Origin of the sequence: Staphylococcus aureus (assembly GCF_001027105.1) — a bacterium.
Taxonomy (GTDB): Bacteria; Bacillota; Bacilli; order Staphylococcales; family Staphylococcaceae; genus Staphylococcus; species Staphylococcus aureus.
This window is the reverse complement of sequence record NZ_CP011526.1, coordinates 2087870-2101115: the sequence shown is the minus strand read 5'-3', so window position 1 is coordinate 2101115 and position 13246 is coordinate 2087870. Positions and strand designations below refer to the sequence as shown.

At 33.6% G+C, this 13246-nt stretch carries 13 protein-coding genes and 1 riboswitch; of the genes, 9 read left to right on the top strand and 4 right to left on the bottom strand.

Annotated features, from left to right (window positions below; all coding sequences use genetic code 11):
* Nucleotides 1-83 precede the first annotated feature (83 nt).
* Nucleotides 84-1349, top strand: a complete 1266-nt coding sequence (gene murA / locus AA076_RS10625; protein WP_000358006.1) for a UDP-N-acetylglucosamine 1-carboxyvinyltransferase — start codon at nt 84-86, stop codon at nt 1347-1349.
* Between the two features lie 33 nt (nt 1350-1382).
* Complete coding sequence (gene fabZ / locus AA076_RS10620; RefSeq protein WP_000447678.1) at nt 1383-1823, top strand: 3-hydroxyacyl-ACP dehydratase FabZ; 441 nt, start codon at nt 1383-1385, stop codon at nt 1821-1823.
* A gap of 58 nt (nt 1824-1881) precedes the next feature.
* On the opposite strand, the gene AA076_RS10615 is transcribed toward fabZ, so the two are convergent.
* Entirely contained in the window at nt 1882-2322 is a 441-nt protein-coding gene (locus tag AA076_RS10615) for a YwpF-like family protein (RefSeq protein WP_000846746.1), read from the bottom strand.
* A gap of 193 nt (nt 2323-2515) precedes the next feature.
* Between AA076_RS10615 and AA076_RS10610 the strand changes: the two genes are divergently transcribed.
* Together AA076_RS10610 and sceD are read left to right on the top strand one after the other, a co-directional pair.
* Nucleotides 2516-2911 carry a single-stranded DNA-binding protein gene (locus AA076_RS10610; RefSeq protein WP_001836307.1) on the top strand — a complete coding sequence of 132 codons (396 nt, stop codon included), beginning with the start codon at nt 2516-2518 and terminating at the stop codon, nt 2909-2911.
* Nucleotides 2912-3299: 388 nt separating this feature from the next.
* Nucleotides 3300-3995 (top strand): lytic transglycosylase SceD, encoded by a 696-nt coding sequence (gene sceD, locus AA076_RS10605; protein ID WP_001836306.1) that lies wholly within the window; start codon nt 3300-3302, stop codon nt 3993-3995.
* Nucleotides 3996-4127: 132 nt separating this feature from the next.
* On the opposite strand, the gene AA076_RS10600 is transcribed toward sceD, so the two are convergent.
* Nucleotides 4128-5774 carry an IS1182-like element ISSau3 family transposase gene (locus AA076_RS10600; protein WP_000277738.1) on the bottom strand — a complete coding sequence of 549 codons (1647 nt, stop codon included), beginning with the start codon at nt 5772-5774 and terminating at the stop codon, nt 4128-4130.
* 402 nt (nt 5775-6176) lie between these two features.
* A riboswitch (TPP riboswitch) is annotated at nt 6177-6279 on the top strand.
* 79 nt (nt 6280-6358) lie between these two features.
* On the opposite strand from AA076_RS10600, the gene tenA reads away from it, so the two are divergent.
* From tenA to yidC, 5 genes are all read left to right on the top strand, one after another.
* Entirely contained in the window at nt 6359-7048 is a 690-nt protein-coding gene (gene tenA / locus AA076_RS10590; protein ID WP_000396077.1) for a thiaminase II, read from the top strand.
* Entirely contained in the window at nt 7041-7871 is an 831-nt protein-coding gene (gene thiD / locus AA076_RS10585; RefSeq protein ID WP_000594959.1) for a bifunctional hydroxymethylpyrimidine kinase/phosphomethylpyrimidine kinase, read from the top strand. The genes tenA and thiD overlap by 8 nt, the downstream gene beginning before the upstream one ends.
* Nucleotides 7855-8646: a hydroxyethylthiazole kinase gene (gene thiM, locus AA076_RS10580; RefSeq protein WP_001108479.1), complete on the top strand. Its 792-nt coding sequence runs from the start codon at nt 7855-7857 to the stop codon at nt 8644-8646. Before thiD ends, thiM begins: the two co-directional genes overlap by 17 nt.
* 1 nt (nt 8647) lies before the next feature.
* Nucleotides 8648-9289, top strand: a complete 642-nt coding sequence (gene thiE / locus AA076_RS10575) for a thiamine phosphate synthase (protein ID WP_000483153.1) — start codon at nt 8648-8650, stop codon at nt 9287-9289.
* Nucleotides 9290-9374: 85 nt separating this feature from the next.
* Nucleotides 9375-10247, top strand: coding sequence for a membrane protein insertase YidC (gene yidC / locus AA076_RS10570; RefSeq protein WP_000725802.1), 873 nt, complete (start codon nt 9375-9377; stop codon nt 10245-10247).
* Nucleotides 10248-11059: 812 nt separating this feature from the next.
* Here the strand turns inward: yidC and AA076_RS10555 are convergent.
* Together AA076_RS10555 and cls are read right to left on the bottom strand one after the other, a co-directional pair.
* On the bottom strand, nt 11060-11707 hold the full coding sequence (locus tag AA076_RS10555) for an HD domain-containing protein (protein ID WP_001187629.1): 648 nt from the start codon (nt 11705-11707) through the stop codon (nt 11060-11062).
* Between the two features lie 27 nt (nt 11708-11734).
* The gene (gene cls, locus AA076_RS10550; RefSeq protein WP_000571549.1) at nt 11735-13219 is read right to left on the bottom strand and encodes a cardiolipin synthase; all 1485 of its coding nucleotides are present in this window, start codon (nt 13217-13219) and stop codon (nt 11735-11737) included.
* Nucleotides 13220-13246 lie beyond the last annotated feature (27 nt).

Sequence of the window (13246 nt, the reverse complement as noted above, 5' to 3'; positions counted from 1 at the left end):
CTAGATATAATTAAATAATGACTTAAAATAATTTTAAAATAGGGAAATGTAAAGTAATAGGAGTTCTAAGTGGAGGATTTACGATGGATAAAATAGTAATCAAAGGTGGAAATAAATTAACGGGTGAAGTTAAAGTAGAAGGTGCTAAAAATGCAGTATTACCAATATTGACAGCATCTTTATTAGCTTCTGATAAACCGAGCAAATTAGTTAATGTTCCAGCTTTAAGTGATGTAGAAACAATAAATAATGTATTAACAACTTTAAATGCTGACGTTACATACAAAAAGGACGAAAATGCTGTTGTCGTTGATGCAACAAAGACTCTAAATGAAGAGGCACCATATGAATATGTTAGTAAAATGCGTGCAAGTATTTTAGTTATGGGACCTCTTTTAGCAAGACTAGGACATGCTATTGTTGCATTGCCTGGTGGTTGTGCAATTGGAAGTAGACCGATTGAGCAACACATTAAAGGTTTTGAAGCTTTAGGCGCAGAAATTCATCTTGAAAATGGTAATATTTATGCTAATGCTAAAGATGGATTAAAAGGTACATCAATTCATTTAGATTTTCCAAGTGTAGGAGCAACACAAAATATTATTATGGCAGCATCATTAGCTAAGGGTAAGACTTTAATTGAAAATGCAGCTAAAGAACCTGAAATTGTCGATTTAGCAAACTACATTAATGAAATGGGTGGTAGAATTACTGGTGCTGGTACAGACACAATTACAATCAATGGTGTAGAATCATTACATGGTGTAGAACATGCTATCATTCCAGATAGAATTGAAGCAGGCACATTACTAATCGCTGGTGCTATAACGCGTGGTGATATTTTTGTACGTGGTGCAATCAAAGAACATATGGCGAGTTTAGTCTATAAACTAGAAGAAATGGGCGTTGAATTGGACTATCAAGAAGATGGTATTCGTGTACGTGCTGAAGGGGAATTACAACCTGTAGACATCAAAACTCTACCACATCCTGGATTCCCGACTGATATGCAATCACAAATGATGGCATTGTTATTAACGGCAAATGGTCATAAAGTCGTAACCGAAACTGTTTTTGAAAACCGTTTTATGCATGTTGCAGAGTTCAAACGTATGAATGCTAATATCAATGTAGAAGGTCGTAGTGCTAAACTTGAAGGTAAAAGTCAATTGCAAGGTGCACAAGTTAAAGCGACTGATTTAAGAGCAGCAGCCGCCTTAATTTTAGCTGGATTAGTTGCTGATGGTAAAACAAGCGTTACTGAATTAACGCACCTAGATAGAGGCTATGTTGACTTACACGGTAAATTGAAGCAATTAGGTGCAGACATTGAACGTATTAACGATTAATTCAGTAAATTAATATAATGGAGGATTTCAACCATGGAAACAATTTTTGATTATAACCAAATTAAACAAATTATACCTCACAGACAGCCATTTTTATTAATTGATAAAGTAGTTGAATATGAAGAAGGTCAACGTTGTGTGGCTATTAAACAAGTATCAGGAAACGAACCATTCTTTCAAGGGCATTTTCCTGAGTATGCGGTAATGCCAGGCGTATTAATTACTGAAGCGTTAGCTCAAACAGGTGCGGTAGCTATTTTAAATAGTGAAGAAAATAAAGGTAAAATCGCTTTATTTGCTGGTATTGATAAATGTCGTTTTAAACGTCAAGTAGTACCTGGTGATACTTTAACGTTGGAAGTAGAAATCACTAAAATTAAAGGACCAATAGGTAAAGGTAATGCTAAAGCTACTGTCGATGGTCAACTTGCTTGTAGTTGTGAACTTACATTTGCAATTCAAGATGTAAAATAAAACAAAAAAAACATTCAAAGATTTAATGTGTTGGCATAATCTTTGAATGTTTTTTATTTTACTCTTCTAATTTTTCATCCTTTAACTTTGGTTTAGACTGCATCATTCGATTAAATGATTTTTTTAATTCTTCACCAGATAATCCATCATCAATAAGTTGTTCTAATAAACTTTCAGCATACTGTTGACGTAAAGTGTAAATATGACATTCAAATACGATAGACATTGTTGTTTTAAAATTTTTAATACTTTTCACAGTAGATTCAAATAAAGCTGGATCATTGGCTGGACGCGTGATGACGACACGAATATCCAATAACTGTTCATTGTCTTGATATTCCTTAAATGTTTCATAATGCTCATTAGAAATGACAATTTCAAGCAACCAACCCGTGCCACTTTCCTCTTTATTAATTATTACGCCATCTTCTAATTCATATTCTATAATTCTGCCGTGTTCATTCACAATTTGAAACCTTACTGCTTTAAAAGTTTTCATATTCCCACATCCCATTAGTTTAATATTTATGATTTTTGAATTATTTAGAAGATTTAAGGTCATTTCATGACTAATTTCTTTAAATATAACAAATAACGAGATGCTATAGCTATTAATTATATAAAATTTGCCATTTTGACCATTTTTAAGCTAGTAATTAAGATATAGGCATAGGAGGTGAATCACACACTACATGCTAAATAAAATCGTAATTGTCGGGAGACTGACGAAAGACGCACAAATATTTGAAAAGGAGGATAGAAAAATTGCAACGTTTTGTGTTGCAACGCACCGAAATTATAAAGATGAAAATGGAGAAATCGTCTGTGATTACTTATTCTGTAAAGCATTTGGCAAGTTAGCTTCTAATATAGAAAAATATACTAATCAAGGTACATTGGTTGGTATAACTGGTCAAATGAGATCAAGAAAGTATGATAAAGACGGACAAACACACTTTGTCACTGAATTATATGTTGAAACAATAAGATTTATGTCCCCTAAATCCCAAAATAATGAAATTCTCTCAGATAGTATTTTAGATATTGACTCTCAAAATATAGATAATCATGACTTATTAGAAATTTAAATCCAATTATCCTAAACATCCTTAATATACATTTAATCCATCCTAAATTTTTTATAGATCTAATTAACTTGAAATATACTCACTTAAAAACGACTTACATGACTAGTACTGTTGTGTAGGTCGTCTTTTTGTGTAGTTTTTCTAATAGAAAATAGACATAGATTGCAAAACGATTACATAAAAAATTGCAAATAAAAAACATTTTTACTGTCATGACAATTCTCGATAGAATCATATCTGAAATTATGGGGGATTTCGTTGTAATCACTGTGTAAAAAACAAGGCTATTTTTTTATTTTGTTGTAACCTGCACGGATTTTATAGATGTTACAGTAGTCTCTGTAAAACTTTTAGAGAAACAAATTACTTGTAGGAGGATTTTAAGATTATGAAGAAAACATTACTCGCATCATCATTAGCAGTAGGTTTAGGAATCGTAGCAGGAAATGCAGGTCACGAAGCCCATGCAAGTGAAGCGGACTTAAATAAAGCATCTTTAGCGCAAATGGCGCAATCAAATGATCAAACATTAAATCAAAAACCAATTGAAGCTGGGGCTTATAATTATACATTTGACTATGAAGGGTTTACTTATCACTTTGAATCAGATGGTAGACACTTTGCTTGGAATTACCATGCAACAGGTACTAATGGAGCAGACATGAGTGCACAAGCACCTGCAACTAATAATGTTGCACCATCAGCTGTTCAAGCTAATCAAGTACAATCACAAGAAGTTGAAGCACCACAAAATGCTCAAACTCAACAACCACAAGCATCAACATCAAACAATTCACAAGTTACTGCAACACCAACTGAATCAAAATCATCAGAAGGTTCATCAGTAAATGTGAATGCTCATCTAAAACAAATTGCTCAACGTGAATCAGGTGGCAATATTCATGCTGTAAATCCAACATCAGGTGCAGCTGGTAAGTATCAATTCTTACAATCAACTTGGGATTCAGTAGCACCTGCTAAATATAAAGGTGTATCACCAGCAAATGCTCCTGAAAGTGTTCAAGATGCCGCAGCAGTAAAATTATATAACACTGGTGGCGCTGGACATTGGGTTACTGCATAAGCCATTTATGCATAGCTAATTAATAGTTATATAAGTAACTTTTAGATTGGAATATATCGGGGAATTCTCGATATGTTCCGGTTTTTTTATTTCGCAAATATATGTCATTATAGAGGCTGGGACATTAAGTTCTTAGGCAATGTAAAAAAGCTGATTTCTATTAATTATTTGATGGAAATCAGCTTTTTTGATATTTATTTTATAATGTACAGCTCGTTGAGCTGCTATTTTCCTTATATTAAGTGCCATTAATACAAAACCTAGCTCTCGTTTAACTTTATTTATTCCTCGAACTGACATTCGAGTGAAACCCAAAATAGCCTTCATAAATCCAAAAACAGACTCTACATCAATTTTTCTTTGACTATAGATTTTTTTCGTTTCTGGTTCAGAAAGCTTTTGATTAATTTGGGCTTTAAAGTATTCCCAATTATAATTCTTCATGATTTTCTTATTGGATTTCGAATTTGGCTTCATGCATTGTTGCCTCAAAGAACATGCTGAACAGTCATCGCATTCATATAGTTTGAAGTCACGTTTAAAACCATATCTATCATTACGGTTTGCATATCTTTTAAAACCTATTCTTTTGTTATTAGGACATATAAATTCATCATTAAGTTCGTCATATTTCCAGTTTTGAGTGTTAAAAATGTCACTTTTAAACTTTCTCGTTTTATCTTTAATAAACATACCATACGTAATAAGTGGCGTTTTATTAAAATCATCTATAATAGCCATATAGTTTTGCTCACTACCATAACCTGCATCAGCTACAATATACTCCGGTAAATAACCGAAGGTATTTTGAATCATTGTTAAAAATGGAATTAAAGTTCTAGTATCTGTCGGGTTTTGAAATAGGTCATAGGATAAAACAAATTGAGAATTTGTCGCTATTTGTAAATTGTATCCTGGCTTAAGTTGGCCATTTTTCATATGGTCTTCCTTCATTCTCATAAAAGTTGCATCATGATCAGTTTTAGAAAAGCTATTTCTATCTTTAAGAATCGATTTTTGTTCTTCATATTTACTTTTTCTTTCGGAATAATCATCAAATTTCTTTTTGAACTTCTTAATCTCAGTTCTTTTTTTACGGGTCTGTTTTCTAATTTGAGTACAATCTTCATTCTGAATAGAATGATTTAAATCTTCGATTTCTTTATCTAAATGACTACCAATTAAATCTATTTCTTCTATTGTTAAATCGCTATCTCCATCTTCTTTTATCTCTGGTATTATTTTTTCTTCAACTAAGTCACGATATAATGCTTTTGAATTTTCGTTCAATTTCGATTCGTGATTTTGAATACTTTTCTTCCACACAAATGTATACCTATTGGCATTAGCTTCTACTTTTGTACCATCAATAAAAATTGAATTATCATCAATAAGATTTTGCTTTAAACATTGACTATGAAACTGAATAAATAAAGATTCAATTAATGCATCAGTATTAGGATTTACTCTAAAACGATTAATAGTTTTATAAGAAGGTGTTTGATTTTGAGCTAACCACATCATTCGAATACTGTCATGAAGTAATTTCTCTATTCTACGACCAGAAAATACAGATTGAGTGTATGCATATAAGATAATTTTTAACATCATTTTTGGATGATAGGATGTTGCGCCACGATGATGTCTGAATTCATCGAATTCGCTATCAGGTATCGTTTCAACAATTTCATTAACATATCGTGAAATATCATTTTGAGGAATTCTAACAGAAGTTTCTATTGGTAGTGTAAGTTGGGTCATGTTATAATTTTTATACATAAGGCACCTCGTTAATTTAGTTTAGTGGTATTTATTAAATTATACGAAAGTGTCTTATTTTTTTAAAGTATTTCAAAGTAAAATTACATGTTAATACGTAGTATTAATGGCGAGACTCCTGAGGGAGCAGTGCCAGTCGAAGACCAAGGCTGAGACGGCACCCTAGGAAGGGATCCGTCATCAAAAATTCTATTTATAGAATTTTACAGTAATGTGCCAGACGGGCAAAGCGAAGCCATTCAATACGAAGTATTGTATAAATAGAGAACAGCAGTAAGATATTTTCTAATTGAAAATTATCTTACTGCTGCTTTTTAGGGATTTATGTCCCAGCCTCAACTGAGCAACAATAATTGAAAATGTTGAAACCGTTTGCTAAGATTAATTTGCAATTGAATACTAAGGAACTACTAGGGGAGCCTAATGATATGGCTGAGATGAATTGTTCAGACCCTTATGACCTGATTTGGTTAGTACCAACGTAGGAAAGTAGTTATTGAAGTGATGGGGCTAGTATAGCAACATTGCCATCAAACTACTTTCATGTTGGAAGTAGTTTTTTTATTTAGGGAGGATTTTTTACAATGGAATTTTCACAAAAATTGTACCAAGCTGCAAAGCCAATCATTAATGATATTTATGAGGATGACTTTATTCAGAAGATGTTATCCGGAGATATAGGAGCTGACGCATTACGCCATTACTTAAAAGCTGATGCTGCGTATTTAAAAGAATTTACAAACTTATATGCTTTGTTAATTCCAAAAATGAATAGCATGAATGACGTAAAATTTTTAGTAGAGCAAATAGAATTTATGGTTGAAGGTGAAGTACTTGCGCATGATATTTTAGCGCAAATTGTTGGTGAATCATACGAAGAAATCATTAAAACAAAAGTTTGGCCTCCAAGTGGCGACCATTACATAAAACATATGTATTTCCAAGCGCATAGTCGTGAAAATGCTATTTATACAATTGCTGCAATGGCACCTTGTCCATATATTTATGCAGAATTAGCTAAGCGCTCTCAAAGTGATCATAAGCTTAATAGAGAAAAAGATACGGCAAAATGGTTTGATTTTTATAGTACTGAAATGGATGACATAATTAACGTATTTGAGGCATTAATGAATAAATTAGCCGAATCAATGTCTGACAAGGAATTGGAACAAGTAAAGCAAGTATTTTTAGAAAGTTGCATACATGAGCGTCGATTTTTCAATATGGCTATGACACTAGAACAATGGGAATTTGGAGGAAAAGTAAATGATTAAACCTAAAATAGCATTAACCATTGCAGGTACTGATCCAACAGGTGGTGCCGGCGTAATGGCTGATTTAAAATCATTTCATTCATGTGGTGTATATGGTATGGGCGTCGTTACAAGTATTGTTGCTCAAAATACATTGGGCGTACAACATATTCATAATTTAAATCATCAATGGGTAGATGAACAACTTGATAGTGTCTTCAATGATACCTTACCTCATGCTATTAAAACGGGGATGATTGCTACAGCAGATACTATGGAAACGATTCGTCATTATTTAATGCAACATGAATCTATTCCATATGTAATTGATCCTGTTATGTTGGCGAAAAGCGGTGATTCATTAATGGATAATGACACAAAGCAAAACTTGCAGCATACGTTATTGCCATTAGCTGACGTAGTAACACCGAATTTACCAGAAGCTGAAGAAATAACGGGACTAACCATTGATAGTGAAGAAAAAATTATGCAGGCTGGCCGCATCTTTATTAATGAGATTGGTAGTAAAGGTGTCATCATTAAAGGCGGTCATTCAAATGATACTGATATAGCAAAAGATTATTTATTTACTAACGAAGGTGTTCAAACATTTGAAAATGAACGATTTAAAACAAAACATACGCATGGAACAGGGTGTACATTTTCAGCAGTTATAACGGCAGAACTTGCAAAAGGTAGACCATTATTTGAGGCTGTACACAAGGCTAAAAAGTTTATTTCAATGAGTATACAATATACGCCTGAAATCGGCCGTGGTAGAGGTCCAGTGAATCATTTTGCATATTTAAAGAAAGAGGGATTAGACGATGAATTATCTAAATAAAATACGTATTGAAAACCCATTAACAATTTGTTATACAAACGATGTAGTTAAAAATTTTACAGCGAATGGTTTATTAAGTATTGGTGCTAGCCCTGCAATGAGTGAAGCTCCCGAAGAAGCTGAAGAATTTTACAAAGTTGCACAAGCGCTATTAATCAATATCGGTACTTTAACAGCAGAAAATGAACAAGATATTATTGCGATTGCTCAAACGGCAAATGAGGCAGGCTTACCTATTGTATTTGACCCTGTAGCTGTTGGTGCTTCTACATATCGAAAGCAATTTTGTAAATTATTATTGAAATCAGCGAAAGTATCAGTAATTAAAGGCAATGCATCTGAAATATTAGCGTTGATTGATGATACAGCAACTATGAAAGGTACAGATAGTGATGCTAATCTTGATGCGGTTGCAATAGCGAAAAAGGCTTACGCAACATATAAAACTGCAATAGTAATCACAGGTAAAGAGGACGTTATTGTTCAAGATAATAAAGCCTTCGTATTAGCTAATGGATCTCCATTATTAGCACGAGTAACTGGAGCTGGTTGTTTATTAGGAGGCGTTATTGCTGGATTTTTATTTAGAGAAACAGAACCAGACATAGAAGCGTTAATTGAAGCGGTAAGCGTATTTAATATTGCTGCTGAGGTAGCTGCTGAAAATGAAAATTGTGGTGGTCCTGGTACGTTTTCACCATTGTTGCTTGATACGTTATATCATTTAAATGAAACAACCTATCAACAACGGATTCGTATTCAAGAGGTGGAATAATATGTTTAACCAATCGTATCTAAATGTGTATTTTATTTGTGGGACCTCCGATGTTCCGAGTCATCGAACTATTCATGAAGTATTAGAAGCAGCATTAAAGGCAGGGATTACACTTTTCCAATTTCGAGAAAAGGGTGAATCAGCTTTAAAAGGAAACGATAAACTTGTATTAGCTAAAGAATTACAGCATCTCTGTCATCAATATGATGTGCCTTTTATCGTTAATGATGATGTATCCTTGGCAAAAGAAATTAACGCGGATGGTATACATGTCGGTCAAGATGATGCGAAAGTCAAAGAGATAGCACAATATTTCACTGATAAAATTATTGGACTTAGTATTAGTGATTTAGATGAGTATGCAAAATCTGATTTAACTCATGTTGATTATATAGGTGTTGGACCAATCTATCCTACGCCGTCGAAGCATGACGCGCATATACCAGTAGGTCCAGAAATGATTGCAACGTTTAAAGAAATGAATCCGCAACTACCGATTGTAGCTATTGGCGGTATCAATACTAATAATGTGGCGCCGATTGTAGAAGCAGGTGCCAATGGAATTTCAGTCATTTCAGCCATTTCTAAAAGTGAAAATATTGAAAAGACTGTTAATCGATTCAAAGATTTTTTTAATAATTAGTTAAATTTTTCCACTTATTGTTTCATACGTACTCATTAATGTGATAGAATAAATCCTATGTGAATATAATGATAGAGGTGGAAAAATGAAGAAAAAAGCGTTACTACCATTATTTTTAGGTATTATGGTCTTTTTGGCTGGTTGTGACTATTCTAAACCTGAAAAACGTAGTGGGTTTTTCTACAATACATTCGTAGATCCAATGAAAAATGTATTGGATTGGTTGGGAAATAACTTATTAAACGACAATTATGGTTTAGCTATTATTATCCTTGTATTGGTAATTCGTATTATTTTATTACCATTCATGTTGTCAAACTATAAAAATAGTCATATGATGCGTCAAAAAATGAAAGTTGCAAAGCCAGAAGTTGAAAAAATTCAAGAAAAAGTGAAACGTGCGCGTACACAAGAAGAAAAAATGGCTGCAAACCAAGAATTAATGCAAGTATATAAAAAGTATGACATGAACCCGATTAAGAGTATGTTGGGTTGTTTACCAATGCTAATCCAATTACCAATCATCATGGGATTATACTTTGTACTTAAAGACCAACTTGTAGATGGTTTGTTTAAATATCCACACTTCTTATGGTTCGATTTAGGACGTCCTGATATTTGGATTACAATTATTGCCGGTGTTTTATACTTTATCCAAGCATATGTATCAAGTAAAACGATGCCAGACGAACAACGTCAAATGGGTTACATGATGATGGTCATTTCACCAATTATGATTATCTGGATTTCATTAAGCTCAGCATCAGCACTTGGTTTGTACTGGTCAGTCAGTGCGGCGTTCCTTGTAGTTCAAACACACTTTGCGAACATTTATTATGAAAAAGTCGCTAAAAAAGAAGTACAACCTTTCATTGAAGCGTATGAAAGAGAGCACAACGGCGGCAGCAATAAAAAAGGCAAAAACACACAAGTTGTGTCTAAAAAGAAAAAGAAATAACCTTAGCAAGTCCAAATAATGTGCACCCTAAAAGTTGAAGATAATTTTAACTTTATAGGGCGCACATTATTTTTCGCTTCAATAGCGAAACTTAGTGTCACATTATACAATATGTGATAAATAGAAACAGCAGTAAGATGATTTCAAATGTGAAAGTCATCCTACTGCTGTTTTTATTTGAAATAATATTAACGAGTTTTCAGTATGTAAAAAGTGGTTAATAACAGAGTTGTCATTCTTCATCGCAATGTCATCTTGACACAATGATTCATCAGTGTAGCAGTATATGTCGCAAATTTCCACAGCAATTCACTTATACATGTAACAGTGTGAAATAATAACGTCACAACGGCATAATACACATTGCAACGTCCCAACAACATATCATAGAATCGTAACGGCATGACATCAACACCAAACCTGGCTATAACACCATAACAGCGCAACGCCACATCATAGCACTACATCAAGTCGCATCGTAGCACCAGCACATCAAAGTAACATGGCATCAACATCAAACCGGTCTATAACACCATAACACCGCAATGCCACATCATAGCACTACATCAAGTCGCATCGTGGTACCAGCACATCAAAGTAACATGGCATCAACGCCAAACCTGTCTATAACACCATAACACCGCAATGCCACATCATAGCACTACATCAAGACGCATCGTGGTACCAGCACATCAAAGTAGCATGACATGTCACCAAGCTCCCACAACAACACATCAAAGTAACATGGCATGACACCAAGCTTCCACAACAACACGCCATTACATCGCATCATCATACTACAACTTCAATGTCTAGTCGTGACAATTCCATTCCGTAAAAAACTGTTTCAAGTACATCATCATAAAGTCGTGACGTTCTTTAGCAATCATCTTCGCCGTATCTGTATGCATTAAAGATTCTAACTTAAGTAATTTTTCAAAGAAATGTTTAATTGCAGATGGTGGCAACTGTTCAACTAAATCATCATTAATCTTATCTAGTGACATATGTTCTGTCCACATAGGTTCACCAAAGTGTCCTGCAAATTGAAATGTTCGTGCAACACCTATAGCGCCTATAGCATCAAGACGATCTGCATCCCTGACAATTTGACCTTCTAAAGATAAAGTGACATGATCATTTTTGCCATTGCGATAGCTCATATTATTAATAATAAATAAAATGTGCTCTTGATCTTCGGTTGATAGTGATAAAGAAGATAAAAATGACTTCAATTCAACATATTGTTTGTTAGCATCTACAACTTTTTCGTCAACGGTATCATGAAGCAAACATGCGAGTTCAATGACTAAAGTATCATTAACACCTTCATTTTCAGCGATTGATTTAGCTAAAGCAGTGACACGATATACATGCGCAATATCATGGCCTGTATAATCATTTTGATGAATAGATTCCATATATTTTTTGGCAGCACTAATGACGTCTGATTGTTGCATTAAAGTTACACTCCTCATATTTCTATTTTATAAGATAGGTGACAATAATTGTGAAATACCTTCTTTAAATTTAATCCAAAGACTTCGCTTAGCATAACGTGCTTTTGTTAATTCAGAAGATACTGCTAAATCATCTATAAAAGCTTGTTTTAATTTTTTGGCAATTTGTTGGTCATAAATAAAAGCGTTGACTTCGAAATTCAATGTGAAACTGCGATGGTCCATATTAGCTGTTCCCACACTTGCAATTTCATCATCTATAACAAGTGTTTTTGAGTGTAAAAAGCCATTGTCGTAGTGAAATACTTTAACACCGGCATCTAATAAGGATGCTGCATTTTTTAAAGTAGCCCAAAAAACAAACGGATGGTCAGGTTTATTAGGAATCATGATATTGACATCAACACCACCTAATGCCGCAATTTTAATAGAATCTAAAAAGGCTTGATCAGGTATGAAATAGGGAGATTGAATATAAATCGATTTTTTAGCAGATGAAATCATTTTCAAATAGCCGTATTTAATCTGTTCCCATTCTTCGTCAGGACCACTAGAAGCTATTTGAACGCCAATTGTTCCACCAGAATTTACATCTGGGAAATAACGATCATCATAGGAGATGTGGTCACGTGTGGCTTGTGAATTCCAATCTAGAATAAATCGTAATTGCAATGCATTCACTGCATCCCCGACAATTCGTAAATGCGTATCTCGCCAATAGCCGAATTTTTTTGATTTACCTAAGTACTCATCACCAACATTAAAACCACCAACATATCCAATTTGCCCATCTATTACAACAATTTTTCGATGGTTTCGATTGTTCATACGCAAGTTAATTAAAGGTAATTTTGATGGGAAAAATGCTTCAGCATGTCCACCTTTATTGCGAAACGGGCGTAAGCCTTTTTTACGCAGTCCACGAGAACCCATGTCATCATAAAGAATTTTAACTTCTACACCTTGTTCCGCTTTTTTACCAAGTTCATTTAAAATGGTACGACCTAATTCATCATTTTGAATAATATAGTACTGAAAATGAATATAATCAGTAGCATTACGGATGTCTTGTATTAGGTCATCAAATTTTTCTTGGCCGTCTGTGTATATTTTTAAATCGTTGTCTGTTGTTAAAAATGCTGCGTTATTATATAACAACATTTGAATCATTTCTTTAAATTTTACAATTTGATAATTGGAATTTGAAAAGTTTTCATTTTTTAAAGCAGCTAATTGCTCATCAACGATTAACTCTAATCCTTTTTTATCTTCCTTATCAATTTTGAAAATTTGGTCACGTTGAATTTGTCGTCCTAATAGTAAGTATAAAATGAAGCCGAATAAAGGCAAGAAAACTAAGACTAGTAACCAAGCCCAGATAGAATTGGCAGAACGTCTTTCCATGAAAATAATGGTAAAGGCGAATAATAAGTTTAAAATAAATGCACCAATAAATATTGAATTTAAAATAATATTAGAATGCTTGAGTGCAATGGATAATAACTCTATCATTTGAAACCTCCCATCGAAAATCTTAAA

Coding starts and splice junctions, on each gene's coding strand:
- murA (WP_000358006.1), top strand. CDS start 84: ATGGATAAAATAGTAATCAAAGGTGGAAATAAATTAACGGGTGAAGTT.
- fabZ (WP_000447678.1), top strand. CDS start 1,383: ATGGAAACAATTTTTGATTATAACCAAATTAAACAAATTATACCTCAC.
- AA076_RS10615 (WP_000846746.1), bottom strand. CDS start 2,322: ATGAAAACTTTTAAAGCAGTAAGGTTTCAAATTGTGAATGAACACGGC.
- AA076_RS10610 (WP_001836307.1), top strand. CDS start 2,516: ATGCTAAATAAAATCGTAATTGTCGGGAGACTGACGAAAGACGCACAA.
- sceD (WP_001836306.1), top strand. CDS start 3,300: ATGAAGAAAACATTACTCGCATCATCATTAGCAGTAGGTTTAGGAATC.
- AA076_RS10600 (WP_000277738.1), bottom strand. CDS start 5,774: ATGTATAAAAATTATAACATGACCCAACTTACACTACCAATAGAAACT.
- tenA (WP_000396077.1), top strand. CDS start 6,359: ATGGAATTTTCACAAAAATTGTACCAAGCTGCAAAGCCAATCATTAAT.
- thiD (WP_000594959.1), top strand. CDS start 7,041: ATGATTAAACCTAAAATAGCATTAACCATTGCAGGTACTGATCCAACA.
- thiM (WP_001108479.1), top strand. CDS start 7,855: ATGAATTATCTAAATAAAATACGTATTGAAAACCCATTAACAATTTGT.
- thiE (WP_000483153.1), top strand. CDS start 8,648: ATGTTTAACCAATCGTATCTAAATGTGTATTTTATTTGTGGGACCTCC.
- yidC (WP_000725802.1), top strand. CDS start 9,375: ATGAAGAAAAAAGCGTTACTACCATTATTTTTAGGTATTATGGTCTTT.
- AA076_RS10555 (WP_001187629.1), bottom strand. CDS start 11,707: ATGCAACAATCAGACGTCATTAGTGCTGCCAAAAAATATATGGAATCT.
- cls (WP_000571549.1), bottom strand. CDS start 13,219: ATGATAGAGTTATTATCCATTGCACTCAAGCATTCTAATATTATTTTA.